Genomic DNA, 25,812 nt, shown 5'->3' with positions numbered 1-25,812 from the left:
CCATCGAAAGGTGCCCGGCGCGCCGCTGAAGCCGATGCTCGCGATGACCGGGCCGCTCCCGGTGGATGACGGCTGGGCGTACGAGTTCAAGTGGGACGGGGTCCGGGCGCTGGCCGACATCACCGGCGGCCGGCAGCGCATGTACGCCCGCAGCGGCGTGGAGATCACCGCCGCGTACCCCGAGCTGATCACCCTGGCCGAGCAGGTCGACGACGCGCTGCTCGACGGCGAGGTGGTGCTGCTCAACCAGACCGGGCAGCCGTCGTTCACCGCGCTGGCCGAGCGGATGCACGTCCGGGACTCGGCGAAGGCGGCCCGGCTCGCGGCGGCGGCCCCGGTGACGTACATGATCTTCGACCTGCTCCGGTTGGGCGGCGAGGACCTGACCGGGCGCTCCTATCGTCAGCGGCGGGCCTCCCTGGAGGCGCTCGGGCTCGGCGCGGCCCGGTGGGCGGTGCCCCCGGCCTTCGCCGACGGCGCGGCCACCTACGAGGCGGCCGGCGAGCACGGGCTGGAGGGGGTGATGGCCAAGCGGGTCGACTCGGTCTACCGGGCCGGCGTGCGCTCACCCGACTGGCTCAAGGTCAAGCTGGAGGTGACCGGCGACTTCGTGATCGGCGGCTGGCGGCCCGGCGCGCGGAAGATCGGCGGGCTGCTGGTGGGGGTGCCCGGGCCGGACGGGCGGCTCATCTACCGGGGTCGGGTCGGCGGCGGGATCGGCGCGGCGCTGGAGCGGGAGCTGCTGCGCGAACTGGAGCCGCTGCGCGCGGCGGCGTCGCCGTTCTCCGGTGACGTGCCACGCGAGGATGCCCGGGGCGCGATCTGGGTAACACCCCGGGTCGTGGTGGAGGTCAAGTACGGCCAGCGCACGCCCGACGGGCGGCTGCGGTTCCCCCGGGTGCTGCGGCTGCGGCCGGACAAGCCACCGGAGGAGGTCGACGATGCCGGCTGAGCGGTTCCGGGTGGAGGTCGAGGGGCGCACGCTGGAGCTGTCCAACCTGGACAAGGTGCTCTATCCCGAGGCCGGGTTCACCAAGGGCGAGGTGATCGACTACTACACCCGGATCGCCCCGGTGCTGCTGCCGCACCTGGCCGACCGCGCGCTGACCCGGATCCGCTTCCCCAACGGGGTCACCGGCGGCTCGTTCTTCGAGAAGAACGCCCCGGCCGCGACCCCCGACTGGGTACGCACCGAGACGCTGCCCGCGCCCGGGTCGAGCAAGGGCCGGGAGACCATCGACTACGTGGTCGCCGACGACCTGCCCACCCTGGTCTGGCTGGCCAACCTCGCCGCGCTGGAGCTGCACACGCCGCAGTGGAAGGTCGGCGAGCACCCGGACATGATGGTCGTCGACCTGGACCCGGGCGCGCCGGCGGCGCTACGCCAGTGCTGCCAGGTGGCGCTGCTGATGCGCGACCGGCTGGCTGACGATGGCATCGAGTCGTATCCGAAGACGTCGGGGAAGAAGGGCATGCAGCTCTGCTGCCCGATCGCGGGGACGCAGGATGCCGACGCGGTGTCGGCGTATGCCCGGCGGGTCGCGCAGGAGTTGGAGCGGGCGCAGCCCAAGCTGATCGTGTCGAAGATGGCGAAGAACCTGCGGCCGGGGAAGGTCTTCATCGACTGGAGCCAGAACAACGCGGCGAAGACGACGGTGGCGCCGTACTCGCTGCGGGCCCAGTCGGTGCCGTCGGCGTCGACGCCGCTGACGTGGGACGAGGTCGAGGCCGGGGCGGCCGGGAAGCGGCCGGCGACGAAGCCGTACACGGCGACCGAGGTGCTCAAGCGGGTGGAGAAGCAGGGTGACCTGCTCGCGCCGTTGCTGGAGGGCGGCCCGGAGCTGCCGAGCTGACGCCGTCGCCGAAAACGTCCGCCGTCCCAGCCAACCTTCTGCGGCCCCGCCACGTGGTAGGGGCGTGACCGACCAAACAACGACACTGTCCCCGACGGACCGGTCGTACGTCGCATTCGTCGAGGTGGCCTGGCAGCGGCACATCCGGCTGGCCATGCTGCTGGCCGGCGACCGGTGGCGGGCCGAGGAACTGCTCCAGGACAGCCTGGTCAAGGTGTACGAGCGGTGGCGGCGGCTGTCCCGGCTCGACGACCCGCACGCCTACCTGCGTCGCACCCTGGTCAACAACCAGACCTCGATCTGGCGACGTCGTCGCCGGGAGAGCCTCGTCGCGGATGTCCCCGACCGGGCCACCCCCGGCGGCGACGTCGGCCCGGATGCCGTCGTGCTGCGTCGGGCGCTGATGTCGCTGCCGGCGAAGCAGCGTGCGGTCGTGGTGCTCCGCCACTACGAGGACCTGCCCGAGCGCGAGGTGGCTCAGCTGCTGGGCTGCTCGGTGGGGACCGTGAAGAGCCAGAACGCTCGGGCGCTGGACAAGCTTCGCCACTTCCTCGATGAACCCTCCTACCCAGTGAGCAGGTGACCAGGCATGAACAACCTTGATGAGCGGCTCGCCCACCGACTGCACGACATCGTCGACGGTGAGTCCGACTCCGTACCCCCGGTGGGGGTGCTCCTCGACCGCGGTCGGCGGGCCCGCCGGCGCCGGACGGCCACCATGGTCAGCGCGACGTGTGCGCTGCTGGCGGTCGGCCTCGCCACCGTGGCGACCGTGACGACGACGCCGACGTCGGGGCGTCCCAGCGTCACCGCCGGGCAGTCGTCGCAGCCGGCGGCGGTGTCGCCGGCGATGGAGCTGGTCTCGGCCGTCACCGCCAGCCAGAACATCAGCTACCGGATGCGGCTGACCGATGACGGGCCGGGTGGGGGGCTGACGTACGAGGGCGCGTTCGACCCGAGGACCGCCACCGGGTACGTCCGTTGCCCAAAGGACGATTCGGTCATGACCGAGTTGCTTATCAACGGCACCCGGTACGAGGGCGGGGAGCGGCCGCTGGGCAAGCTGCCGGCTGACAAGGAGGGCCCGGGTGAGACGTACGGCCGCTACGGCCAGTACCCGGGCAAGTATGACCGGCTGTCCCTCTACGACGGCGGTAGCGGCGTCCTGGGTGCCGTGTCGCCCGACCCGGCGGCCCTGTTCACGGCGTTGAAGAGCGCGAACGCCACCATCACCGAGAACCCGGACGGCAGCCCGCACTTCACGTACACCGTGACGGACAAGCTGGGGTCGACCAGCGCAACCGGTGACGTCACGCTGGATCGCGACGGTCGGATCGCGAAGGTGGTGCTCACCGTGGCCTGGCAATCGACGGCGAAGGGCCGGCTCGACAAGGGGACGTCCACCATGACGCTCGAACTGTTCGACTACGGCGTCGCGGTGAAGGTGAAGCGCCCGGCGGACGTCGTCAAGATCAAGAGGTAGCCCCTGGCCCCCCGCCGGCAACGAGCTGCCCGCGGCCCGACGGCCGCGGGCAGCGCTCGCCTTCGTGGCATCCTCGCGCGTCGATGCTCAGCTACAGTCACTCATGGACAGCGATGAACTCGCAGGTGCCCTGCGCACCCTGCCGGCGCTCCGGGTCCGGACGATCGACGCCGAGGTGCAGGTGGTCGTGCCGGCCATCGACGACGGCGTACGGCTGCACCCCGACTCGGTGCTCCGGGCCCGGCAGATCTTCTCCCCGCGCGGAGATCCGGCCCTGGAACTGGTGGTGCGGCAGGACGACGCGCTGCTGCCACTGATCGTCCTGAACGACGACGTGGTGTGGGCGCCGGTCGATCCCGCCTCCCAGCTCGACAGCGCCATCCCGGTACGGATCACGAACGCGCCGCCGCTCGTCGCGTACACGGAGATGGAACGCGACGCCGTCGGCGCGGCGCGCGCCCTGGACGGCCCGATGGTCGACGTGGATGCCCTCAGTGCCACCCTCGTGCTGCACCGCTGCTTCATCGTGGGCGCCATGCGGTTCGGGCTGCGGCCGGTACGCGCGGCGGCCTGGTGGCAGCACCTCGCCGCCGCTCTCGGCGACGACTTCTGCCTCGGGCGGTTCCGACCCGACCCGGACTGGGACGGGCTGTTGGTGGAAGCCGGCGGGGTACGACTGCTCCACCCGGCGCCACCCCCGGCGCGGGACCTCCGGGCCGAGATCGACGCCATGACCATCGCCGACCTGACGGCGCTGGAGCCGATGTTGACGGTGGCCCGGGCGGACGAGGAGTTCATCGCGTCGTGGCGGCGCTGGGTGCCGATCCCGCCGCGCCGGTTCCGCGAGCTGATCTCGGCGGGTCTGCCGGACGCGCGGTTCGAGGTCTCGCTCTACCCCGACGGTGGCTGCGCCGTCGACCTGCGGATCGCGCCGGCCGGCACCCTGCACGCCCTGCTCGGACTGCGGTTCTCCTTCCCGGAGCGGCGCGCGTCGCTCGACGAGATCCGGCTCACCGACCAGGCACGGGGCAGCGGGCTGTTCCAACGACTCATGTTCAACGCGGAGGAACTCAGCCGGGAACTCGGCATGGCCTCGCTCAGCCTCCTGGCCACGGGCGTCGGCTCGTACGCGCTGGCCCGGTACGGCGGCTATCCCCGGGACCCGGAGCTGGGCCGGTCGGGCGGGCTCAGCGGCGAAGCTCCCGACCCGCCAGGTTCCGCCGCAACTCGGCGAACGCCTCCGGCCCGACGGTCTCCCGAGTCGCCGTGAGCAACTGGGCGCAGAGCGCCGTCGCGGTCTCCAGCCCGGCGCGGGCCTGTTCGATGTCCCGCAGCACCCGGTCGCGCTCGACCTCGGTGGCCGTGCGGATGTCCCGTACCTCGTGCCGGCGCACGCTGCGCACCTCGTCGGCCACCACCAGCACGAAATCCGTCCGGTCAAGGTCGAGCGAGGTGGCGTCGGGGCGGGGCCGGCTCGCCGCCACGGCCCGGGTGACGCTCTCGGCGGGCAGGAAGAGCAGCGTGGTGGTGGAGAACTGACTCGTCGCCGCCTGCTGCTGCCAGCGGGTCAGCAGCCCCGACTTCGCGTCGAGGAACGGCGCCACGCTGAGGGCGAACTCCACCTCGACGGTGGCGAGCAGGGGGCGCGCGGTCTCGATCCGATCTCTGAGCTGGTCCACCAGGGTGGACTGCCGGCGGAGCGTGGCGGCGAACTCGGTCAGGTCGTCGGGTCGCGCGGTGCCCGAGACGATCGTGCCGGCAAGGGCGAGGATCCGGTGTCCGGTGAGGCACACCTCCTGGAGGGCCAGGACGACGGCCATCAGTTCGGCAGCTACCTTCGCGTCCCGGGACACCGCCCGCCGGTCCAGCATCCTGGTGAAATACGAGCTGACGATCTGCACGACTGTCGACAACAGTTCGCCCATTCGACTGCCCCATTCCCGAGCCGGATGTGGCCGCGAGTGTAGTCGGCCCGGCGTGGCGGCCGGGGTCGTCGACGTTCTCGCCGGTCCCGCTCGATCGGTAGGGTGAGGCGTCGTCGTCACGAGGAGGACGCCCGATGGACACCGTCCAGGACCCGGTCGTGTGGGGGCGGGATGTGGCGAACGAGGCCGGCCCGCCGCTGCTGACGTACCTGGACGGGACGACCGGCGAACGGACCGCGCTGACCGCGCAGCAGCTCGGCGGCTGGGCGGCGCGCTGCGCCGGGCTGCTGCGCGACGGCTGCGGGCTGGGCCCCGGCAGCCGGGTCGCGGTGCTGCTGCCGCCGCACTGGCGTACCGCCGCAGTGCTGCTCGGTGCCTGGTCGGTCGGGCTGGCAGTGTCGTTCCGGCCGCGCGCCACCGCCGGGCTACCGGTACTCGAACCGGGCGGCGACCGGCCGTACGACGCGGTGTTCGTGACCCCGGAACGCCTCGACGACTGGCTGGAGGACGTACCCGACGGGACGCACCGCTACCTGGTCGGCACCGGGCCGGGGTCGCTGACCGACGTGCCGGTGGGCTGGCTGGACTGGTCGGCCGAGGTGCTCCGGCACCCGGCGACCCCGCCCGACCACCACGCCGTCCGGGCTGCCGACCCGGCCACCCCGGACGGCACCAGCTACGGCGAGTGGGGCGCGCTGGCGCACGAGGTCGCCGCCCAGCTCGGCCTGCGGGCCGGCGACAGCCTCCTGGTCGACGCCGCCGAGCACGAGCAACCGCTGAAGTGGCTGCTCGCCCCGCTGTCGGTCGGCGCATCCGTGGTCATCCACAACACCGTGGAGGCCGACCGGCTCGCCGCCGAACGGGCCACCCACGTCCTCTGAACCCCGCACCGCGCCCGGTCAGGCGCGGCGTACCTCCATGACCATCACCGGGTACGGCCCGGCGGCCATCGCGGCCGTGGCCTGGTCGGCGGGGATCACGTTGTCCATCCGCATCCGCAGGGTCGCGGTGTCGGCGGCGTCGAACACGATCCGCCAGCGCCAACCGCCGCCGTAGTCGCCCTCGAACTCGAACGTCTCGCCTGCTCCTGATCCTCCGGGCAACGACATCGGCACCGGCTTCTGATGCCAGGAGTCGCCCCACACGGCCGTGAGTGAGCCGTCCTCGCCGGCAGCGGCGATGAGGAGCAGGCCGTCCTGGGGTCCGTCGTCCGGGTGCCGCCAGGAGTAGGCGATCGAGGTGAGGTGTCCGCCGGCGGCCGTCGCCACGGTCATCGTGGCAGGGAACTCGGCGAGCGGATGATCGGGCATCAGCCGGAAGCCGTTGCTGCCCACCCAGGACCCGGCGAACTCGGAAAGGACCATCCGTCGACCGTAGGCCGCCGCGGGCGAGCCGGGAAGCGTCGTCGGTCCGACCGTTGCGAAACCGGCCCTTGCCATCCGGCAATCGACCCGCTCGTGGTCTGTTGTTAACGCCGCTGACGTGTTGTTATGGCGGAACGACGATGTCGGTCCCGTATCCCGGTGACCCTCGTCCCTGCCGCTGACGTGGCTCATCCCCCGGATGTGAAAGGGCAACGATGCGCAGAAGAAGATCGGCTTTCCAACTGGCGGTCCTGACCGCCACCGCCGCCACCTTCCTGGGGGCCGGCGGAGCCTCCGGGGCGGTCGCCTCGGCAGCTCCCGCGACCACCTCCCCGGGTGCCGCGGCCTGTGCGCCCGGAGCTGAGGCGCACAGCACCGCCCGGGTCGCCGAGGGCGCCACCGCCCAGGAGCCGGAGCTGTATTCGAAGAACGAGGCGAACGCCTACGGCGTGATCAAGGATTCCCCGCGCCTGGCCAACGGCAGCGTCACCGTGCCGACGGTCTTCCACATGGTCTCCGACCACCCGCTGAGCGCGGCCGAGACGACCAGGTGGAACACCCTGATCGCGGACCAGATGAAGGTGCTCAACGACTCGTTCGCCGGCAGCACCGCCGCGAACGCCGCCGACACGCCGTTCCGGTTCGACCTCGTCGACACGACGTGGACGGTGAACAGCGACTGGTACACCGTCGTGCCGGGCAAGAACGAGCGCGACATGAAGAAGGCGCTGTACACCGGCGACTCCCGCACCCTGAACGTGTACGCGGCGAACATCGGCGGCGGGCTGCTCGGCTGGGCGTACTTCCCGAAGGGCTACAACAACGGCCGCGACTTCATCGACGGCGTGGTGATCCTCGACGAGTCGATGCCGGGCGGCACGGCCGGCAAGTACGCCCTGGGTGACACGCTGACGCACGAGGTCGGGCACTGGCTGATGCTGGAGCACACCTTCGCGCACGGGTGCTCCGCTTCCGGCGACTACGTGGCGGACACCCCGCGTGAAGCGCACCCGCAGTTCAACTGCCCGGTGGGCGCGGACACCTGCACCGCACCCGGGCTCGACCCGATCCACAACTTCATGGACTACACGCAGGACTCCTGCATGGACATGTTCACCGCGGGACAGGCGGACCGGATGAGCGACGCCTGGGTGGCGTTCCGGGCCGGTGGCACCAAGTAACCCAAGCATTGTCGGGGGTTGGCGGGCCGCACTCAGCGGCCCGCCAGCTCCTTTCCTGTTGCGCCCACGTTCCCGGCCTTTCATCGCCGGTGGAGCCAGGGCGCGCGCCGTGAGCAGGGCGCGGTGTGGTCGGCCGGCAGGGCACACCGGCCGCCGCCGGGCAGTCGCCGGTCGCAGAAGACCCAGTGGCGTACGCCCTGCTGGTCCTCGGCCGAGACGGTCACCCCGCCCGGCTCGAAGCGGGCACTGAGCCGGGCCAGCACCCGGGCGGCGGTCCGGGCGAGGATCCGGGCCCGGAGCAGGTCGGGCGCGGTGACCGGCAGATGGATCACCCAACGCTCGATCATCGGTAGCGGTGGTTCGCCGACTGGGCGCTCTGCCAGGCGCGCAGCGCGTTCTTGATCCGTACGTTCTCCTCCTGCACCGCGACCAGGGCGGTCTGCGCGGCGGTGAGTTCGTCGGCGACGCGGTGCAGGAAGGTGCGGATCTCGACGGGGTCGAGGCCGCGCCGGCGCACGTTGAAGCAGCGCTCGCGGATCTGCCAGGGCCGGAGAGGCTGTTTCTGGTGGGCAACTGCCATCGGTGGTCTTTCCTCGCGTCGGCTCACCAGCCGGCGGATCAGGTCGCGCACGGGGGACCGCCCTTCGTCGGGTCGCGTCGAAGTGGAGGGGGCGGCCTCCGCCGGGTGGGGGCGGCGGAGACCGCCCCGCCCTGCCACCGCAGCCTCGATCGGCGGTACAGCAGCAGGGCCGCGCCGGGGGAGCGCGGAGGGTGGGGTCTCGGCGGCGATGCGAGACCGGTACGAGAGGCGCCAACCGACCGCAGCAGCACCGCATCACCGAGAGCGACGCTACCGATGCAGCATCACCTACGTCAAGTACCGCGCCGTCCTCTTCTGCTGAACCATCACCACTACCAGCTATGTCACCACCTTCACCTCTTTCAGCGGATGCATTGCCTACGTCGAGGGCGTGGATCAATACTGGGTGGGCCAACCGACTGCAAGGGGCCGCATCGTGCCTATTCCGCCCACCATGGACGAGCTGCTAGACGATCTGCGAAGCAAGATCAAGGACGGGACCTATCCGCCGGGCAGCCAGTTGCCCTCAGGTCGCGCGCTCGCCGACTCCTACGACGTCTCGCACTCGACCATTCAGCGCGCGATCGCGACGTTGCGGGAGCAGGGTGTGCTGGTCGGCCGCCCAGGCCGCGGCGTCTTCGTCGCAGAGTCCACCCGCCGCTGACCCGGGCTCGCTAGCGCACCACGCGCGACTGATGAGCGTGATGAGAGCTCTGGACAGATGAGGGATGAACGAAGTTCCTGATCAGGTCACTACGACGGGCCCGCGCAAGCGCCGAGAGAAGCACCTGCACTGACCGGGTCGACGGGCCACGTGAGGGCACGGAGCAAGGGCACACTCGGGTCAGCCCTGCCGTCGGGGCCCTCACTAGAATCCCCGTTCAAACTTTCTGGACAACTCTTCAAGGCGGCCCGCAACGGGCCGCACGCGCCGCCGCCAGGGCGCGCGCCGGCCGCTGCCGCTGGCGCTCTGCGGCCGTTACGCCTAACGCCCGGCGGCTGGCGCGGAGAGCGGGGAGCCCGAAGGGCCGCCGCAGAACGACAGGATCGTTGAGCGTGGTGTGGTGGGCCGGCAGCCGGCCGGGCCGCGCGGCTAGGACCCGCGCGGCGTAGGGAAGCGCATGCCGGGCCCGCCGGCGAGCTGGCGCACCGTGCGTGGTTGCGGTTAGGGCGCCTCCGGCGGGGCCCTCCGGCTCCAGGATGGCCGAAGATCGTCGGCAGCCGCCGGGTCCGTGGGTGGTTGCGGTAGGCCATCCCGCCTGCCACCGACCCGGGCAAGCCGAGCAGACCACCGCCCGACCCGCCAGCGCCCGAACGAGCCGTCAAAGGTCCGCTTGACGTTGCGGACCGGGCGGCGGCCCGCTCCCTAGGACGGCGGGTCGACGGCACACAGTGAGGATGGTGGGGTGGGTCGCCGGGTTGGTCTGACTCACCGGCAGACCGACGGTTGCTGTCCTCATCCCGATTCGTCGGCCAGCTCGGTGGCCCCGGCAGCTGCATGTCACCGGTCAGGCGTCGTGACCTGATAGGAGCCTGTGCGAGAGGCGCCCACCACTGTGTTGTCCGCATCGCCTGACCGGTGACGTGTCCACAGATTTTCGACGCAGACGAGAAAGGCGGACCTCACCAGCATGGCAGCCAAGACGCGATCTCTCATCGGTGGTGTCGACACCCACCGCGACACCCACCACGCCGCCGTCATCGACCGCACCGGCGGGCTCCTGGCCGACGCCGAGTTCCCCGCGACCACCGCCGGCTACGCGGATCTGCTGGCCTGGATGCGCTCCTTCGGGCGGGTAACTGCCGTGGGTGTGGAGGGCACCGGCAGCTACGGTGCCGGCCTGGCCCGCTATCTGACCAGCAAAAAAATCGCCGTCGTGGAGGTGGACCGGCCGGACCGCCGCGCCCGCCGCGCCCAGGGCAAGTCCGATCCGATCGACGCTATCGCCGCCGCCCGGGCCACCCTTGCTGGCACCGCGATGGGCACGCCGAAGACCCGCACCGGGCCGGTCGAGGCGATCCGCGCCCTGAGGGTCGCCCGTCGAGGAGCGGTCAAGGCCCGCACCGCCGCCTTGAATCAGATGCGCGGCCTGGTCGCCGCCGCCCCCGAACCCTTGCGGGCCCACCTGACCAGGACCAGCGCTGCTGTGCTGGTCAGCCGGTGCGCTGCGCTGACCTACGACCCGACCAGACTCCACGAGCCGGAGCACGCCACCGCCGCAGCCTTGGTCGGGCTCGCCCGCCGGGTCACGGCCCTCACCGAGGAGATCACCGCCCTCGACCGGCAGGTGGCACCCATCGTCCGGAAAGCGGCACCCCGCACCACGGCCCTGTTCGGTGTCGGCCCCGACGTCGCCGCCCAGCTGCTCACCACCGCCGGCGACAACCCCGACCGGCTGCACTCCGAAGCCGCCCTGGCCCACCTCTGCGGAGCAGCACTCATCCCCGCGAGCTCCGGACGGGTGCGCCGCCACCGCCTGCACCAAGGAGGCGACCGCGGCGCCAACCACGCCCTACACACCATCGCACTCTGCCGCATGCGCTACGACCAGCGCACCCGCGCCTACCTGCAACGACGCATCACCGAAGGCCTCAGCAAGCAGGAAATCCTGCGCTGCCTGAAACGCTACATCGTCCGCGACGTCTACTCCGCCCTGGTCGCCGACTTCGCCGCCCTGACCACTTGACCTCCATAGGAGCATCGGGATGGGCGTGTCCGACCGGCGCTATGCGTCTTTCGGAAGCAATCGAGTCCAGAAAGCGTTCATCTTGCGCTTCAAAAGGTCTACCTGAGCATCGTCTAGCCTGCCGACCCTTGAGGCATTGTGGGACGGGGTGCAGTAGCGATCGTCTGGATGGGCGGCAGGGTGATCCGGCCACGCGATTACCTCAGGGACGAAGTAGGCAGTCGGGAGGGGGTACATCTGGCTCAAGACGATGAAGGACTCCCCGAACGGCCCGCAGTCACCAAGGTGCATTACTTCATAAGGAGCTAGGCCGCCTGCCCGCAGCAGCTGCTGTCGACCTGGATCCTGATGGCTGACGGCGACCAAGGGAGCGAAGTGCAGCGTCCTGATTGATGGCTTGCCTGCCCGGGATGCCTTATCCATCGCGCAGCCATGGGTTAGAAGTACGGCAGGTCCCGGTGGCGAACTCACCGAGAGGCCGCCTTCTAGAGGCGCATCCACCGAGATGATCGGTACTCTCTCAAGGATGTCCCCTTGGCTGAACCAAGGCAGGTGCGTTTGCACCGGTTCTCCTTTGCTCGCCTATCACCAAGAAAGGTTGCAATTGTCGTCGTCTGCCTCGCCAAACTCGACATATTCGCCACCGCTCTCCGGCCCGTAATCAAAAGGCACGCGTCGCAGCATTGTGGCAGGCCTAGTGTCAGGCACCGAGACCTCTGGCTGGGCACTTCGGCGGACTACCGCATCCCAGCTACGGGTAGGAGTAAGCAGGCCGAGTGCGCGGCTCTTCAGTCGCTTCACTGACGAGGCCTCGCCATAAGACACGGCCAATACATCTGCGACGTTGAATTGGGATGCAATCGCGGCGGCAGGCATTAGCTAATCAACTCCCTGGTCGCGTCGGTGATGCAGGACTCGAATACGAAATTCTTGGCCTCTCTTTGACGCCAAAGAATCGCCCTGACTTCTTCGTCGAAGTCCGGTGCGGAGAGGCTTAAGTCAAGGTCCCGAAAGCAGTCAACGTCAAGAATTAGCGAGACTAACCCTTGGCCGGGGTTCTCGATGCCCGACGTAATGTTCACGATCCCGTCGAATTGTCGAAGGGGAACCTGAACCTGCATGAAATAACCGCTAAGCACCTGCGGCAGCTCCCCCGATAGTTCGGGATACGTTCGCAAATAGTCTTTGATCTCAATCGAGTCTGACGGCACATTGATTCTGTTGATAAAGCGCACCCCAACGCGAGTCAATGCCTCGGGTTTGGCTTCTTGGCGGTACTTCTGCCATACCCGCCAAGCTTCTTCGACGAACGGTTCCCAGTTAGGGTAGGGGGCAAGCCTGGAGAAAAGAAATCCCTGCACCGTCGCGTGGATTATTTGCAGCTCATCGGCACTTTTGAACACAAAGCCCAACTGACGGTGGTCTATCTGACTCGATACCTCACCGTCCGTGACCTCGATGCGGTTATCGACCTGGAGCCGCTTGTCGAGAACTGGGTACCGTGTCGCCTCTGCGCCGTGAATTCTTGCCAGGTCGTCCAGTGTCACATTTTCCGCATGCCTGGTTCGTAGCTCGATCACGGCTTCGATGATCGGAGCCTTGCTGTAGACCCTTCCCACGTGCTCACCCGTTCGACTTCGTCGGCCGCCGTTACCGGTATCAACCCATGATTGCCTACGATCGCACGTATGGCGAGAGCTCTGCCGGATCCTGCCCTGGCGCGCCTGCCGGGACTTGTGGTGCATTAGGGTACAGGTGTCCGTCTACCGTGCCTGGCTTTGGCTACAGCCTCAGGCTGCTGTCACGCCCGGGGCCCTCTCGCCGCCCGTCGGGCCAGCTGGCCTTCCCTGCCGGGGGCGGATTGATGGATCCGAGCACCGGCAGGGGCCGTGCTGCGGCCAGAAGCGAGCAGTCGGGCCGCAGGCCTCGTGTGCGCGAGACGTCCGAGCCGCGGAGGTTGGCGGGTGGTAGGCCGTATGTCTGATAGCGGACAGAGACCCGTCACGTACCGTCTCCGATCCACTACGTTCGATGCCATGAAGGGTCTGGGACGGTACTGGGGTTACCTGGCGTTCATCATCCTCATCACGGCCTGGTGGACACACGCTGCTGGGCCGGTAGTGCTGCTCGTGCTCTCATTGCTGGTCACGGCGTTTTTTTTGTTCCAAGCGCCTGTCTGGTGCTGCGCGATCAACCGCGACAGGTCGCTCTGCCGGAACAACTCCTCCGGGCTCCTGCTTGGGTGCAGCAAGCGGCAGCACAAGTGGCAGAAGCTCAGGATGACGGTTGTCCCGCACACTTGGCGCCAAGTGAACCGCGGGCTCTGGGCTTCCCCCAGAGAAGGGCTCACCACTCTTGGTGCTCTCGTCGCGATGATCTCGGCCCTTGCTGCCACGGCGATGAGTGTGGCCGGCCAGGTGTCTAGCTAGGCGGGTGGTCATCCGTTGCTTCGTTGATTGACGTTGTCCGGTCCGGACAAAGTTGGGCAGTCCGCAGGAACGTGGCCATCGGAGTGGTCACGTCCGGTTGAAGATGGTCATCCGGTGTCGAGCATGACGCCGCAGCTGCCCGTAGCGTGCCGCACGCAGACAAGGCGACGCGCGGCCGCTGCCCCCTAGCCCCTGGCCGTCGGGAACCGCTTCCAGGCCCTCTGCCGACGCTCCTCGCGGCGATACTGGCCTCGTAGCTCCTCCAGGTTCTCCCTCAACTCGTCAAGGCCGATGCCGTCGTCGTAGTCCTCGCCGGTGAACAGCCGCACCTGTACCTCCTGTTCGGCGCTGGCGACCTCGTCCTCGAAGAACTGCAATCGGTCCTCGTCGACCATCCCGTCGTCCGGGGGCGGCTCGTGAGCCAAGATGTAGTCGGTGATCAGGTCATCCAACCCTTGGCACCTGGCCCGCAACTCCGCGATCTGCGCATCGGACTCCTTGTCCCGCTGCTTCTGCTGCTCCGCGATCGCGGCCGCTGCCGACTCAAGCTCGTCGACTCGGGCCAGCAAGTCGATCTCCGGCCACTGCAGTTGGCCCTCCTTCCAGTTGCCGCCCGGAAGGGCACCCACCACAGCGGCGACCGTGACCACCACGCCCAAGATGATCGACGGGATCATCGCTGTGTCCGACCACTTGCGGGCTGCCCCGACCACACCCACCGCGATCATCGCCAGTCCAAAAAGAAGCAGCCCGACTCGTTTGCCTCTCGTCAGTCGCACAGCTCGCGAGCTTAGGCGTATGACGCCGTAGCTGTCCGGACCGTGCTGGCCGGGCGCGCCGACACCAGCCGCAGGCAGGCCGGTAAGAAATGGCCAAGTAGATTCCGGACTGACCTATCCAGCAACGTCCGTGCCAACCTGTCCCGCGCCTGGCCATCGCACCGACCGCAGGCCACCTGCTCCCAGACCGGACACCAGGACCAGGAGCTGGGGGCACAGGGTCAGCCATCGTCAGACGATGTCAGCAGTGAGTCGGCAAACAGCGCGCTACGCGACAATGAGGGCCGGGAAGGAGCGACAAAGCCGGCCGAGCGTGAGCGCACAGGACGATGCCTGCTGACGCTGCCTGACTACCGCGCAAGGCTCCCCCCGGCGGGGGTCGGGGACCGGCTGGCGATGCCGGCGTGGTTGGCCGCTGGATCGGGACGTGCTGGCGGCTAAGGCGTGTAGGACATCAGGTCTGTAGCGAGCAAGAGGGACAGCTCGGCCCCAGTCTCGGCGGGCGGTGCACCGTGATCGCCCTCCGTGTCGGCGATGTAGGGGTGTAGGAGCGATCCGTCCGGTAGCGCTCCTCGGCCTCGGCCGTCGCGTAGGACATCCGCTCGGCGTCGGTCAGCGTCACGCGTACCTCGGTGCACTGGGCCGGGGCGATCCAGCCCTGCGACTCGATGTCCTTCCACGGCGCGTCGTACCGCTTGGGGCCGATCAGGCTGAACACGTCGCCCTCCCGGCCGTCCTCGCGTACCAGAGTCGCCGTCAGGCCCAGCCGGCGGCGGGCCTGGAGGTCCGCGGTGAACCGGAAGATCGGCCGTCGGCCGATGCCGGCGTGAACAAGTTGACGCTCAGAGCTGCCTGCGGAGCGGGCGGAGCGTCGCGTCCATCCAGTTCCAGGGGACTCGCCTGGGCGACCATCTTTGTCGCTTTCGTGACACGACTTCGAATGTTCCGAGCGCTGAAAAGAGGGGTGATTCATGCCGACTGCGCAGGAGTCGTTCTACTTATGTGTCGAAGCAAGCAAATGTGAACCCGATATCGTGTGATTGAGCACTATTCAGAAGGCCCGATTTGCCGCAGTGCGCTGGCCTTCGCTGCGCTTTGCCGCACCTGCGGATGTGTTCGATGGTGATACGTCGCGCATGCGACTGCGAAGGATGAGGTGCCCCCACGGCGGATCGACAAGCGTTTAGGCTCCAGTCGGCTCGGCCACCGCAACGGCCGAGTTTCCCAATGGAAAGGGCATTGATGGAAATCATGGGGGAACGGAAGAGGCGCTTCGGTGCCGCAACGATGGCCTTCGTGTCGGCAATCGCCATCGTTTCGGCTGCGCCAGGGGTGGCCACCGCGTCTGAGTCGCTCGGGTTGCAGTGTTTTGAGGTGGGCAACCCGCAGTGGGACGAGTTCCGCACCGAGACCGACCTCAGGGTCAGCCGCGGGGAACTGTCGCAGCAACTCGCCGACACGTACAAGTGTGATCCGCGCAAGGCGCAGGAAGACCTTCTCGAGACCATCGAGGCGGAACTCGCGAGCATTCCACCGCAGGTCACCTCACTTCCTCAGCCATCGACGGCGTACGAGGTCGCTGACTACACGGCCCAGGAAGCAGTCGGCCCCGACCTGCCTCCCGGCTCCGGCGAGCCGCGGGCCGCCGCCGCCGCGAAGAAGAAGTGCGTGGACGGAATCACCCTCACTCACAAGCTGGCCGGCGGCACCCTGACCGCCCGTCAGACGCTCAACTGGTGTTGGAACGGAAAGACTGTCTTCGACTGGTCCGGAGAGTGCACCGGTAGCGTCAGCAAATGGGGGCGAACCCTCCTGTGGTCGTTCGACGGTTGCCCCCAGAATGACTTCATCCCGTACAAGCTGAACAAGCGTTTCCCCGGCGGGATCCACCACAAGACGAAGATCAGGTTCACCAACAAGCAGTGGCAGGTCCCGGACGTGGAGACCACCCTCGAGCAGTGGGGGCACTACGATGGAACACTGGACCAGATGGTGGATGGTCGACTGCTTCGCAAGTAACAGTTGAATCAGGAGGCAGGCTATGGGGACTCTGACCATGTTCCGGTGGCACATCAGCAGGAAACACGTAGCGGCCGGCCTCGCGCTGGTTGCGTCCGTCACCTCGGTGCTGTCGGCGCTCGCGATTCCCGTACGCAGCACCATCACGTCCACCGGCCCGCAGGGCGTCGAACTCGTGCAGCACGACTGGTCTCCGACCATGTCGATCATCGTCATTCTGCAGGTCATCGCTGCCGCGTTGGCCCTCGCCGCGGCATTGTGCGTCCTCCAGGACCGGGCGGTGTGGGCAAAGCGGCTTCTGCTCGCCGCCGCAGTCGCGGGTCTCCTTCCGATACCCGTGACCAGCTCTCTGGCCCTGATCTCGTACTACCTGGTTCGGACATCGCCAAGGGTGTGACACCACACGGCTCGTAGGACAGAGCTGACCGGCACGCCCCGGAGACCGGTATGGAGAAGGGCGCTTCCCCACCTCGGCGAAGCGCCCTTTTTCATGCTGGCCAGCACCCCGGGAACCGGGCGGTCGGGATCAGTCGACCGTGGGCAGCTTCGGGCCGAGGACGTCGTCCGCGTCCACGATGGTGTACGCGTACCCCTGCTCGGCCAGGAACCGCTGCCGGTGCGCCGCGTACTCGGTGTCGATGGTGTCCCGGGACACCACTGTGTAGAAGTGCGCCTGCCGCCCGTCGGCCTTCGGTCGCAGTACCCGTCCCAGCCGCTGCGCCTCTTCCTGCCGCGACCCGAACGTCCCCGACACCTGGATCGCCACCGCCGCCTCGGGCAGGTCGATGGAGACTGGGCCGGGGCGATCCAGCCCTGCGACTCGATGTCCTTCCACGGCGCGTCGTACCGCTTGGGGCCGATCAGGCTGAACACGTCGCCCTCCCGGCCGTCCTCGCGTACCAGAGTCGCCGTCAGGCCCAGCCGGCGGCGGGCCTGGAGGTCCGCGGTGAAGCGGAAGATCGGCGCGGGCAGCAGGTGGACCTCGTCGTAGACGACCAGGCCCCAGTCGCGAGCGCCGAACAGGTCCAGGCGCCGCCGCGCCGCGAGGGGGCCGCACGACAACGCCCGGTCCGGATGCCGCCGTATTGGAGGCCGGTCGGGTGCCGAAAGCCGCCGTATCAAGCGGCGGCGACCTCGTGGTCCTGTTTCAGACCGGCCTTCCCGTCCTTGTGGACCTTGCTGGAGCCGCCGGCCGTACCCCTCTTCGGCGCCAGCTGCGACACGCGCTGCGGGGAGATGCCAAGAAGTGCGCCCGCGTCGCGGACCGTGTAGCCCTTCGCGAGTAGTGCGCGTGCGGCGGTGACCGTCGCCTCGTCGGCGGACTCTTCGGCCTTGCGCAGGGCGCTGCGGGCCTTGCGGGCGCGCGTCACCTCTTCCGGCAGGTCGGGCTGCACGTCGACATCGAAGCTGTGCGGGTCGACGTCGAGCATGAGGGCGATGGCTTCGCGTGCCATTCCTTCGACCTGGTCGAGACGACGGGCCTGAGAGAACACGCCCTTGATCTCCGGCACGGTGATCGCCCACCAGGCACCCGAGCGTGCGCATCTGACGGTGTACTTCATCGACGAGCGCCCCCTTTTACCTCAAGCCCAGGCTGCGCAGGGTACCCCGCGCGGTGAGTTCGTTGATCTCCTTGTGTCGTGGTATGACGACGTTCTGCGGGCCGTATCGGTAGATCGTGTGGCTGCCACCCTCTCGGACCTTCTCGAAGGTCACGCCAGCGTCGTAGAGCGCCCTGGACGACAAGAAACGTGCGCGATGCTGCAGAAGACGTGGTTGCGTACGCTCGGCCGCCGTTGAGCCGGGAGCGGGCGCGCGGCCGGCTGATTCGTCTACGACATCAGCTCGAAAGCGCGTGAGACAGACACCTGCACCCGGGCCGCGCGTCAGTCGACCGAAGGGAGCTTCGGGCCGAGGACGTCGTCGGCGTCCACGATGGTGTACGCGTACCCCTGCTCGGCCAGGAACCGCTGCCGGTGCGCCGCGTACTCGGTGTCGATGGTGTCCCGGGACACCACCGTGTAGAAGTGCGCCTGCCGCCCGTCCGCCTTCGGCCGCAGCACCCGCCCCAGCCGCTGTGCCTCCTCCTGCCGCGATCCGAACGTCCCCGACACCTGGATCGCCACCGCCGCCTCCGGCAGGTCGATCGAGAAGTTGCCGACCTTGGAAATGACGAGAGTGCGAAGCGAGCCGGACCGGAACGCGTCGAAGAGTCGTTCCCGCTCCTTGTTGGTGGTCGAGCCTTGAATGATGGGCGCGTCGAGGTACTCGCCGAGCTGGTGCAGCTGGTCGATGTACGCGCCGATCACCAGGGTCTGCTCGTCCGGGTGCCGGTCGACCAGCGCCTTCACCACCGGCAGCTTCGTGCGGGCGGTCGCCGCCATCCGGTAGCGCTCCTCGGCCTCGGCCGTTGCGTAGGACATCCGCTCGGCGTCGGTCAGCGTCACGCGTACCTCGGTGCACTGGGCCGGGGCGATCCAGCCCTGCGACTCGATGTCCTTCCACGGCGCGTCGTACCGCTTGGGGCCGATCAGGCTGAACACGTCGCCCTCCCGGCCGTCCTCGCGTACCAGAGTCGCCGTCAGGCCCAGCCGGCGGCGGGCCTGGAGGTCCGCGGTGAACCGGAAGATCGGCGCGGGCAGCAGGTGGACCTCGTCGTAGACGACCAGGCCCCAGTCGCGGGCGCCGAACAGGTCCAGGTGGGTGAACGCGCCGCCGCGCCGCGAGGTGAGCACCTGGTACGTCGCGATGGTGACCGGGCGGATCTCCTTGCGCTCGCCGGAGTACTCGCCGATCTCCTCCTCGGTCAGCGAGGTGCGGGCGATCAGCTCCCGCTTCCACTGCCGGCCGGCGACGGTGTTGGTGACCAGGATCAGCGTGGTGGCCTTCGCCTCGGCCATCGCCGCCGCCCCGACCAGCGTCTTGCCCGCGCCGCAGGGGAGCACGACCACGCCCGAGCCGCCGGCCCAGAACGCCTCGACCGCCTCCCGCTGGTACGACCGCAGCGTCCACGGCTTGCGGCCGTCCTTGCCGGCTTCGGCCAGCTCGATCGGGTGCGCCTCGCCGTCGACGTATCCGGCCAGGTCCTCCGCCGGCCAGCCCAGCTTGAGCAGCGCCTGCTTGAGCCGGCCGCGCTCGGAGGGGTGCACCTGGATGGTGTCGTCGTCGATCTTGTTGCCGAGCATGCCGGCGAGCTTCTTGCTCTTGGCGACCTCGATCAGCACCAGCCGGTCCAGCGCCCGCAGCACCAGGCCGTGCGCCGGGTCGTTGGCGAGCTGGAGCCGGCCGTACCGGTCCATCGTCTCGGCCACGTCCACCAGCAGCCCGTGCGGCACCGGGTAGCGGGAGTACTTGATCAGCGCGTCCACCACCGCCTCGGCGTCGTGGCCGGCGGCCCGGGCGTTCCACAGCCCCAGCGGGGTGAGCCGGTAAGTGTGCACGTGCTCCGGGGAGCGCTCCAGCTCGGCGAAGGGGGCGATCGCGATTCGACAGGCCTGCGCGTCGGGGTGGTCGATCTCCAGCAGCAGGGTCTTGTCGGACTGCACGATCAGTGGTCCACCGCTCACGCCAGCGTCCTCTCCTCGGCCGGGCTTGTCGGCTACCCGTCATCGGCGGGGACACCCCGCCGCAGGCCGACCATCCAGTGTTGCACGAGGTCGGGGACGCCCAAAAAAATGCCCAAACGACGCAACGGTTTCCCATCGCCGAACGTCTTCCAATCGGACGGCAGATTCGGGAGGGCTCAATGAGGCATAAAGGTTTAACCATCCGGATCGTCGCCTTGGCGGTGGTCACGCTGGTCGGCGCCGGTGGGTGCGCGCTCGACCCGCAGGCCGATCCGGGTGGCACTGGAGGAGGGCTCGCCCCGGTCGGCAATGCGGAACAGGTAACGGGGGCGAGCGGCTCGCCGCCCGACCAGCGGGCCCAGCCGACCACGCCGGCCCCGACGCTGAAGGCCACGGCGACGACGCCGCGCGTCACCACGCCGCCGAAGCCGGAGCGCGGCCGCCGGTTCGCCAACCCGACACCGCAGAACAAGACCCGCTGCGAGCAGGGGGAACACCAGCGCGAGGTGGAGGGCTACCTCGCCCGGCTGGGCGGGTTCGGCACGGTCAGCGTCAACGGCCGGCAGTCCGACGCCGACTGCGCCGCGATCAAGAAGTTCCAGCAGCGGTACGACATCCGCCCGGCCGCCGGCCGGGCCGGCCCCACCACGTACGACGTGGCGAAGCGGCTGGCGAACACGGACACCAGTCGGTGCAACGCCGGCTCCGGCACCACCTTCTGCGTGGACCTGACCAAGCAGACCACCTGGGTGATGCGCGACGGCAAGGTGGTGGCCAAGCCGACGGTGACCCGCACCGGCATGTCCGGCTACGCCACCCCCGCGGGCACCTACAAGATCAACCTCCGTGCCCTGAAGGAGTGGTCGGACCCGTACGACGTCTGGCTGCCCTACTGGCAGCGCTTCAACGGCGGGATCGGCTTCCACGAGACCACCACCTACCTGCACAACTCCTCGATCGGCTCGCACGGCTGCGTCAACCTGCTGCACACCGACGCGGTCCGCTGGTGGGAGCTCGGCAAGGTCGGCTCCCGCGTGACGCTGGTCGGCCGCCGCCCCGGCACCTGACCCGCGACCCCGCACCTGAATCGCCGCCCCGACAGTCCTGTCGGGGCGGCGATTCAGGGTTTTGTCCCCTGTGCGGCCAAGCGTCCGGATGCCACCCTGGAGGGCGGGAGCCGGACGGGGCGGGGAGGGCTGGCAATGAGCGTCGACCAGGAAACGGTCACCGACGACGAGTCGTTGCCGGCCGACGAGGTCTCCACGGCGACGCTGGTCGGCTACGCCGCCGCCGCGCTCGCCCTCGTCGGCTGGTTCTTCTTCGGCTGGCTGGTGCAGCGGCAGGGCTTCGTCGCCTCGGTCGGCGAGACCGCCGGCGCCGCGTTCGCGCTGCTGCTCGCCGTCTCCGTGATCGGCACCGTGCGCCGCAGCCGGCGCTGACGCGCCCGGTCTTCCCGGCGCCCCGCCGTGCTCCGGCGTCGCTCAGTCCTCCCGCACGGCCGCGGTGATCCGGTGCAGCGCGAAGGTGTGCAGCATCTCCGTCCGGTCGTCCTCGGCGCGCAGGTAACCGGCGCCGATCGAGACCGGCCGGAGCAGCCGGGACGCTGTCGCCCCGTGCGCGTCGACGTAGCCCACCCAGACCAGCGCCTTGTCCCGGACCGCCTGTTGCAGCACCGCCAGGGCCTCGCTGTGACTGTGCGCCGGCATCGGGCCGGCGGCCACCCGGGCCGCGCTGCCGCGCACCACCGCCGGGGCCCGTCGGGCCGCCCGCGCCGCCGCGTCGCCCCGCCGGATCTGCTCCACCACGCCGAGCAGCCGGGGCATGGCCAGCTTCGGTGCGGCCAGCGGATCCAGCGCGCGGGTGCTCACCGACGCCCGGGCGGGAGCCCGCCGGGTCTTCGGCCGGGACAGCACCGTCGCGCCGCTGGTGTCCTCCGGCACCGGCGCGTACCCGGCGTCGCGCAGCGCGAGCAGCATCCGCCCCACCTGGTACGGGGTGACCAGCACCGTCGGTGCCAGCCGGCGGAACGCCATCGACTCCAGTCGCCGGTCGGCCAGCACCTCGGCGAGCAGCGCCTCGTCGTCGCTGCGCACGTACCCGCCGGCGGAGCCGAGGCGCAGCCCGCCGTGCTTGCGCGCCACGTCGTCGATCAGGTACGTCAACCCCTGCGGGATCGGGGTGCGTGACCGGCGGCGGAACAGGGCGTGCAGGTCGTCGGCGGTGTACCCGGCGTCCAGGGCGCGGCGCACGCTCGCCGTCGTGATCCGGTGCACGCTGGCCCCGCCGGCCGACTCGTGCTCCGCCACCACGTCCAGCTCGGCGGCGAGCGCCGGGTCGGGCGGGCCGGGCACCACCACGCTCAGGTCGGCCTGCACCAGGAAGTGGTCGACCGGGGCGGGCAGCAGCGCGTCCAACGCCCGCACGGCGCTCGACGGGTCGCCGCTCTCGGCGTCCGAGCGCAAGCCGAGCGGGTCGTCGGCGCGCTCGTCCGCCTCGGTGACGTCGGCCAGCAGCAGCCGCCCGTACGAGGTGAGCGCGCCGAGCCCGGTGACGCCCAGTTGGGCGGCCTCGGCCAGCACCTCGCGGTGCGCGGCCTCCCGGCCCCGGCTGCGCCGGGGGGCCCGCCAGTCCAGCAGCTCCAGCACCTCGTCCGGGGTGGGTGCGGTGGCCGGCTCCAGGTCGGCCAGCACCCCGAGCACCGCCCGCCGGGCGGCCGGCGCGCCGGCCCGTTCCGCCTCGGCGGAGAGCACGCTGATCGGGCGGTCCCGGTCGTCGCGCTGGCCGACCAGCCCGACCTGCCGGGTCATCGTCAGCCAGGCCCGGGCGAGCTGCTCCCAGCGGTGGGCCAGCGACATCGCCCGCCACACCTCGTACCCGCCGGTGGGCAGCACCTGCTGGTCGGCGCCGTAGCGGCCGGTGGTGGACCCGGGCAGGTCCAGCTCGCCGACCAGCCCGGCCGCGTACGCCACCTCGAAGACCAGCGCGGTGGCCGGCTCGTCCAGCCCGACGCCACGGGCCAGCCGGCGCAGGTCACGGACGCCGACACCACCCGAGCGCAGCACCGGCGCCGGCTCGGCGGCCAGGCTCTCCAGCAGCGCCTCGGTGTGCCGTACCAGCTCCATGGTCTGCCCGGCCCCGGCGGAGTCGACGGCCTTCGGCTCGCGCGGCGGCGCGGTGACTGACGGCGGGCTGGTGCGCAGCGGGCCCAACGGGCCGCTGTCCCGGCGCAGCAGCAGCCCCACCTCGCGGGGCAGCTCCACGGTGCCAGCGGAGACCGGCACGAGCAGCCGGGCGTCGACCAGCCAGCGGATGGGCGAGCCGGTGGGCGCGCCGCCGTAGGTCGCGTCCGGCGGCAGGTCGGCCTCCGCCCCGACCGGGGGCGCCTGGAGGGCGCCCGGCGGGACGCTGCCCACCGGCGGCCCGGCGGCGAGCCGGTCCAGGATCGCCCGGGCCGAGGGCGGAGCGGCCAGCAGCGTCCGCCGCAGCTTCGCCGGGTCCGCACAGAGCGCCGCCGTCCGCAGGTCCAGCTCCGCCGCCGGTCGCCCCAGCCCCGCCGGGTACGGGGAGACCTCGTCGACGCTGCCCGCGACGCGCAGGGCGTGCTCCGGGCCGTACAGCAGGAAGCGGGCACGCAGCCGGTCCACCGCGCCCCGGACGGTCGTCGGGGCGGGCGGGTGCGGCCCGGCGGTGGCCATCGCGAGGACGGCGTCGGTGGAGGTGGTGCCCTCCTCGGGGTGCCGGGTGAGTCGGGCGGCGTCGAGGATCTGGAGGGTGAACTGGTCCAGCCCGTCCAGCGCGCGGGCCACGGAGACCCGCGACTCGGCCCGGATGGCGAGGGCGGAGACGTCGGCGGGCACCGGCACCACGAGGTCGGGCCGCAACTGGAGCAGGGCGGCCAGCGACTCGTCCGGCAGGGCGCGCAGGTGGTCGGCGAGTGAGGTGGTCATCGTCGTTCCACGCTAGCCCGCTGCGGGGCCGTCCCGCCCCTCGGACGTCCGGCTCGGTCCGGGTTGGGCGGGTACGTTCTCGGGGTGCTTCCACTGATGGTCGGTTTCGACCTCGACATGACCCTGGTCGACTCCCGCCCCGGCATCGCCGCCTGCTTCCGGGCGCTGACCGCGCAGACCGGCGTACCCGTCAACGCGGACCTCGCGGTCTCCCGGCTCGGGCCGCCGTTGCGCACCGAGATCGCGCACTGGTTCCCGCCCGAGCGGGTGGAGGAGGCGGTGACGATCTACCGCCAGCTGTACCCGGCGTACGCGATCACCCCGACCGTCCCGTTGCCGGGCGCGCGGGAGGCCGTCGAGGCGGTGCACGCGCGCGGCGGCCGGGTGATGGTGGTGACCGCCAAGATGGGCCGGCTGGCCCGGCTGCACCTGGAGCACCTCGGGCTGAGCGTCGACGAGGTGGCCGGGGACCTCTTCGCCGAGGAGAAGGCGACCGCGCTGCGCGCGCACGGCGCGACCCTCTACGTCGGCGACCACGTGGCGGACATGGCGGCGGCGGGCGCGGCCGGGGTGCCCGGCGTCGGGGTGGCCACCGGGCCGTGCCGCACCGACGAGCTGCGGGCCGCCGGGGCGTACCAGGTGCTGGACGATCTCACCGGATTCCCGGCGGCGCTGGACCGGATCATCGGGCTAGCCTTGGAGCAGCAGTAGACGTCTCAAGCGAAGCAGGGGTTCTCAGGTGCCGACGGGTCGAGTGAAGTGGTATGACGCGGCCAAGGGATACGGGTTCGTCACCAGTGACGAGGGTGGCGACGTGTTCCTGCCCAAGGGCGCGCTACCGGCGGGTGTCACCGACCTGAAGGGTGGGCAGCGGGTCGACTTCAGCGTGGTGGACAGCCGCCGGGGCGCCCAGGCGATGGGGGTCAAGCTGCTGGACGTGCCGCCGTCGATGGCGGAGCTGCGCCGGCGTCCGGCCGAGGAGCTGCACGGCCTGGTCGAAGACATGATCAAGGTGCTGGAGGCGAAGGTCCAGCCGGACCTGCGCCGGGGCCGGTTCCCGGACAAGAAGACCGCGCAGAAGGTCGCTCAGCTGGTCCACGCGGTGGCGCGCGAGCTGGAGGTCTGAGGGCTGGCGGTCTTCGGGATCAGCCCGGCGTCGGCGGCCCGGCCCAGCAGCGCCTTTACGGCGGCGAAGCCCGCGTCCCCCAGGTCCGCGGTGAACTCGTTGACGTAGAGGCCGATGTGCCGGTCCACCACGTCGGGCTCCATCTCCTGCGCGTGCGAGAGCACGTAGTCCCGGCTGGCGGCCGGGTCGGCCCAGGCCTGGCGGACGGACTCCCGGATCCAGCCGGCCGCCGCCACCGGGTCGACCGCGCCCCTGCGGGCCAGGATCGCGCCGAGCGGGATCGGCAGCCCGGTGTCGCCCTCCCACCACTCGCCCAGGTCCACCAGCGCGGTCAGCCCGTGCCGGTGGTAGGTGAACCGCGCCTCGTGGATGACCAGCCCCGCGTCGTACTTCCCGGCGGCCACCGCCGGCATGATCTCGTGGAACGGCACCACCTCGATCCGCGCCGGCGGCCGCTCGGCCGACCAGAGCCGGAAGAGCAGGTACGCGGTCGTCCGGTCGCCGGGCACCGCCACCGTGGCCCCGCTCAGGTCGGCCCGGTCCGGCCGCCCGGCACCGTCGCCGCCCCCGCCCCGGGTGAGCACCAGCGGGCCGCAGCCGCGGCCGAGCGCCCCGCCGCAGGGCAGCAGGTGGTAGTCGTCCAGCAGCCAGGGCAGCGCCGCAAAGCTCACCTTCACCAGGTCGAACGCCCCCCGCTCGGCGGCCGTGTTGGTGACGTCCACGTCCGCGTAGGTCACCTCGACCGGCGGCGCGCCGGGCACCCGGCCGTGCACCAGCGCGTGGAAGACGAACGTGTCGTTGGGGCAGGGCGAGATCGCCAGGGAGAGCGCCACGCTCCCACGGTAGCCCCGCCCCCGCGCCCCCACCCCACCC

General features: G+C 70.3%; 26 protein-coding genes and 2 pseudogenes. 16 read left to right on the top strand and 12 right to left on the bottom strand.

The window, feature by feature from the left end; all coding sequences use genetic code 11:
• Positions 1–10 precede the first annotated feature (10 nt).
• From ligD (KBX37_RS14595) to KBX37_RS14575, 5 genes are all read left to right on the top strand, one after another.
• Positions 11–952: a non-homologous end-joining DNA ligase gene (ligD, locus tag KBX37_RS14595; RefSeq protein ID WP_210776437.1), complete on the top strand. Its 942-nt coding sequence runs from the start codon at positions 11–13 to the stop codon at positions 950–952.
• Complete coding sequence (ligD, locus tag KBX37_RS14590) at positions 942–1,853, top strand: non-homologous end-joining DNA ligase (RefSeq protein WP_210776436.1); 912 nt, start codon at positions 942–944, stop codon at positions 1,851–1,853. Before ligD (KBX37_RS14595) ends, ligD (KBX37_RS14590) begins: the two co-directional genes overlap by 11 nt.
• 64 nt (positions 1,854–1,917) lie before the next feature.
• Positions 1,918–2,436 (top strand): SigE family RNA polymerase sigma factor, encoded by a 519-nt coding sequence (locus tag KBX37_RS14585; RefSeq protein ID WP_307849076.1) that lies wholly within the window; start codon positions 1,918–1,920, stop codon positions 2,434–2,436.
• Positions 2,437–2,442: 6 nt separating this feature from the next.
• Positions 2,443–3,336 (top strand): hypothetical protein, encoded by an 894-nt coding sequence (locus tag KBX37_RS14580; RefSeq protein WP_210776435.1) that lies wholly within the window; start codon positions 2,443–2,445, stop codon positions 3,334–3,336.
• A gap of 103 nt (positions 3,337–3,439) precedes the next feature.
• Positions 3,440–4,606 carry a hypothetical protein gene (locus tag KBX37_RS14575; RefSeq protein ID WP_210776434.1) on the top strand — a complete coding sequence of 389 codons (1,167 nt, stop codon included), beginning with the start codon at positions 3,440–3,442 and terminating at the stop codon, positions 4,604–4,606.
• On the opposite strand, the gene KBX37_RS14570 is transcribed toward KBX37_RS14575, so the two are convergent.
• On the bottom strand, positions 4,524–5,261 hold the full coding sequence (locus KBX37_RS14570) for a hypothetical protein (RefSeq protein WP_210776433.1): 738 nt from the start codon (positions 5,259–5,261) through the stop codon (positions 4,524–4,526). The two genes, KBX37_RS14575 and KBX37_RS14570, sit on opposite strands and share 83 nt — an antisense overlap.
• A gap of 134 nt (positions 5,262–5,395) precedes the next feature.
• Between KBX37_RS14570 and KBX37_RS14565 the strand changes: the two genes are divergently transcribed.
• Positions 5,396–6,142 (top strand): TIGR03089 family protein, encoded by a 747-nt coding sequence (locus KBX37_RS14565; protein ID WP_210776432.1) that lies wholly within the window; start codon positions 5,396–5,398, stop codon positions 6,140–6,142.
• An 18-nt stretch (positions 6,143–6,160) separates the two neighbouring features.
• On the opposite strand, the gene KBX37_RS14560 is transcribed toward KBX37_RS14565, so the two are convergent.
• The gene (locus KBX37_RS14560) at positions 6,161–6,625 is read right to left on the bottom strand and encodes a DUF1579 family protein (protein WP_210776431.1); all 465 of its coding nucleotides are present in this window, start codon (positions 6,623–6,625) and stop codon (positions 6,161–6,163) included.
• A gap of 215 nt (positions 6,626–6,840) precedes the next feature.
• Between KBX37_RS14560 and KBX37_RS14555 the strand changes: the two genes are divergently transcribed.
• The gene (locus KBX37_RS14555; RefSeq protein ID WP_210776430.1) at positions 6,841–7,806 is read left to right on the top strand and encodes a zinc metalloprotease; all 966 of its coding nucleotides are present in this window, start codon (positions 6,841–6,843) and stop codon (positions 7,804–7,806) included.
• 80 nt (positions 7,807–7,886) lie between these two features.
• On the opposite strand, the gene KBX37_RS14550 is transcribed toward KBX37_RS14555, so the two are convergent.
• Both KBX37_RS14550 and KBX37_RS14545 read right to left on the bottom strand, forming a co-directional pair.
• On the bottom strand, positions 7,887–8,153 hold the full coding sequence (locus KBX37_RS14550; protein ID WP_210776429.1) for a hypothetical protein: 267 nt from the start codon (positions 8,151–8,153) through the stop codon (positions 7,887–7,889).
• Complete coding sequence (locus KBX37_RS14545) at positions 8,150–8,386, bottom strand: DivIVA domain-containing protein (RefSeq protein ID WP_210776428.1); 237 nt, start codon at positions 8,384–8,386, stop codon at positions 8,150–8,152. The genes KBX37_RS14550 and KBX37_RS14545 overlap by 4 nt, the downstream gene beginning before the upstream one ends.
• A 454-nt stretch (positions 8,387–8,840) precedes the next feature.
• On the opposite strand from KBX37_RS14545, the gene KBX37_RS14540 reads away from it, so the two are divergent.
• Both KBX37_RS14540 and KBX37_RS14535 read left to right on the top strand, forming a co-directional pair.
• Positions 8,841–9,050 (top strand): winged helix-turn-helix domain-containing protein, encoded by a 210-nt coding sequence (locus KBX37_RS14540; protein ID WP_210776427.1) that lies wholly within the window; start codon positions 8,841–8,843, stop codon positions 9,048–9,050.
• A gap of 967 nt (positions 9,051–10,017) precedes the next feature.
• Positions 10,018–11,073 carry an IS110 family transposase gene (locus KBX37_RS14535; protein ID WP_210776426.1) on the top strand — a complete coding sequence of 352 codons (1,056 nt, stop codon included), beginning with the start codon at positions 10,018–10,020 and terminating at the stop codon, positions 11,071–11,073.
• Positions 11,074–11,948: 875 nt separating this feature from the next.
• Here KBX37_RS14535 and KBX37_RS14530 read toward each other — a convergent pair.
• A complete protein-coding gene (locus tag KBX37_RS14530; RefSeq protein WP_210776425.1) occupies positions 11,949–12,692 on the bottom strand; it encodes a TIGR04255 family protein in 744 nt (247 codons plus the stop codon).
• A gap of 417 nt (positions 12,693–13,109) precedes the next feature.
• Here KBX37_RS14530 and KBX37_RS14525 point away from each other — a divergent pair, with 417 nt between their 5' ends.
• The gene (locus KBX37_RS14525; RefSeq protein WP_210776424.1) at positions 13,110–13,502 is read left to right on the top strand and encodes a hypothetical protein; all 393 of its coding nucleotides are present in this window, start codon (positions 13,110–13,112) and stop codon (positions 13,500–13,502) included.
• Between the two features lie 185 nt (positions 13,503–13,687).
• Here KBX37_RS14525 and KBX37_RS14520 read toward each other — a convergent pair whose 3' ends face one another.
• Positions 13,688–14,230 carry a hypothetical protein gene (locus tag KBX37_RS14520; RefSeq protein ID WP_210776423.1) on the bottom strand — a complete coding sequence of 181 codons (543 nt, stop codon included), beginning with the start codon at positions 14,228–14,230 and terminating at the stop codon, positions 13,688–13,690.
• A 550-nt stretch (positions 14,231–14,780) separates the two neighbouring features.
• Positions 14,781–15,089, bottom strand: a pseudogene (locus KBX37_RS14515) (helicase); the annotation flags it as partial.
• Positions 15,090–15,520: 431 nt separating this feature from the next.
• Between KBX37_RS14515 and KBX37_RS14510 the strand changes: the two are divergent.
• Both KBX37_RS14510 and KBX37_RS14505 read left to right on the top strand, forming a co-directional pair.
• Complete coding sequence (locus tag KBX37_RS14510) at positions 15,521–16,300, top strand: hypothetical protein (protein ID WP_210776422.1); 780 nt, start codon at positions 15,521–15,523, stop codon at positions 16,298–16,300.
• A gap of 22 nt (positions 16,301–16,322) precedes the next feature.
• Positions 16,323–16,697: a hypothetical protein gene (locus KBX37_RS14505; RefSeq protein WP_210776421.1), complete on the top strand. Its 375-nt coding sequence runs from the start codon at positions 16,323–16,325 to the stop codon at positions 16,695–16,697.
• Positions 16,698–16,826: 129 nt separating this feature from the next.
• Here the strand turns inward: KBX37_RS14505 and KBX37_RS14500 are convergent.
• The 3 genes and pseudogenes from KBX37_RS14500 to KBX37_RS14490 form a co-directional block, all read right to left on the bottom strand.
• Positions 16,827–17,329, bottom strand: a pseudogene (locus tag KBX37_RS14500) (helicase); the annotation flags it as partial.
• An 89-nt stretch (positions 17,330–17,418) separates the two neighbouring features.
• Positions 17,419–17,862 (bottom strand): type II toxin-antitoxin system HicB family antitoxin, encoded by a 444-nt coding sequence (locus tag KBX37_RS14495; protein WP_210776420.1) that lies wholly within the window; start codon positions 17,860–17,862, stop codon positions 17,419–17,421.
• A 324-nt stretch (positions 17,863–18,186) separates the two neighbouring features.
• Positions 18,187–19,866 carry a DNA repair helicase XPB gene (locus tag KBX37_RS14490; RefSeq protein WP_210776419.1) on the bottom strand — a complete coding sequence of 560 codons (1,680 nt, stop codon included), beginning with the start codon at positions 19,864–19,866 and terminating at the stop codon, positions 18,187–18,189.
• A 179-nt stretch (positions 19,867–20,045) separates the two neighbouring features.
• On the opposite strand from KBX37_RS14490, the gene KBX37_RS14485 reads away from it, so the two are divergent.
• Together KBX37_RS14485 and KBX37_RS14480 are read left to right on the top strand one after the other, a co-directional pair.
• Positions 20,046–20,933 (top strand): L,D-transpeptidase, encoded by an 888-nt coding sequence (locus KBX37_RS14485; RefSeq protein ID WP_210776418.1) that lies wholly within the window; start codon positions 20,046–20,048, stop codon positions 20,931–20,933.
• A 135-nt stretch (positions 20,934–21,068) separates the two neighbouring features.
• Positions 21,069–21,305, top strand: coding sequence for a hypothetical protein (locus tag KBX37_RS14480; protein WP_210776417.1), 237 nt, complete (start codon positions 21,069–21,071; stop codon positions 21,303–21,305).
• Between the two features lie 42 nt (positions 21,306–21,347).
• Here the strand turns inward: KBX37_RS14480 and KBX37_RS14475 are convergent, their stop codons facing one another.
• A complete protein-coding gene (locus tag KBX37_RS14475; RefSeq protein ID WP_210776416.1) occupies positions 21,348–23,813 on the bottom strand; it encodes a helicase-associated domain-containing protein in 2,466 nt (821 codons plus the stop codon).
• Positions 23,814–23,897: 84 nt separating this feature from the next.
• Between KBX37_RS14475 and KBX37_RS14470 the strand changes: the two genes are divergently transcribed.
• Positions 23,898–24,524: an HAD family hydrolase gene (locus KBX37_RS14470; protein WP_210776415.1), complete on the top strand. Its 627-nt coding sequence runs from the start codon at positions 23,898–23,900 to the stop codon at positions 24,522–24,524.
• 28 nt (positions 24,525–24,552) lie between these two features.
• On the top strand, positions 24,553–24,939 hold the full coding sequence (locus tag KBX37_RS14465; RefSeq protein ID WP_210776414.1) for a cold-shock protein: 387 nt from the start codon (positions 24,553–24,555) through the stop codon (positions 24,937–24,939).
• Here the strand turns inward: KBX37_RS14465 and KBX37_RS14460 are convergent.
• Positions 24,900–25,772 (bottom strand): 1,4-dihydroxy-6-naphthoate synthase, encoded by an 873-nt coding sequence (locus KBX37_RS14460; RefSeq protein ID WP_210776464.1) that lies wholly within the window; start codon positions 25,770–25,772, stop codon positions 24,900–24,902. The genes KBX37_RS14465 and KBX37_RS14460 overlap by 40 nt on opposite strands.
• Between the last annotated feature and the right edge of the window lie 40 nt (positions 25,773–25,812).

The organism is Micromonospora sp. U56 (assembly GCF_018070095.1).
Taxonomy (GTDB): Bacteria; Actinomycetota; Actinomycetes; order Mycobacteriales; family Micromonosporaceae; genus Micromonospora; species Micromonospora purpureochromogenes.
This window is presented reverse-complemented; position numbering and strand designations above follow the sequence as displayed.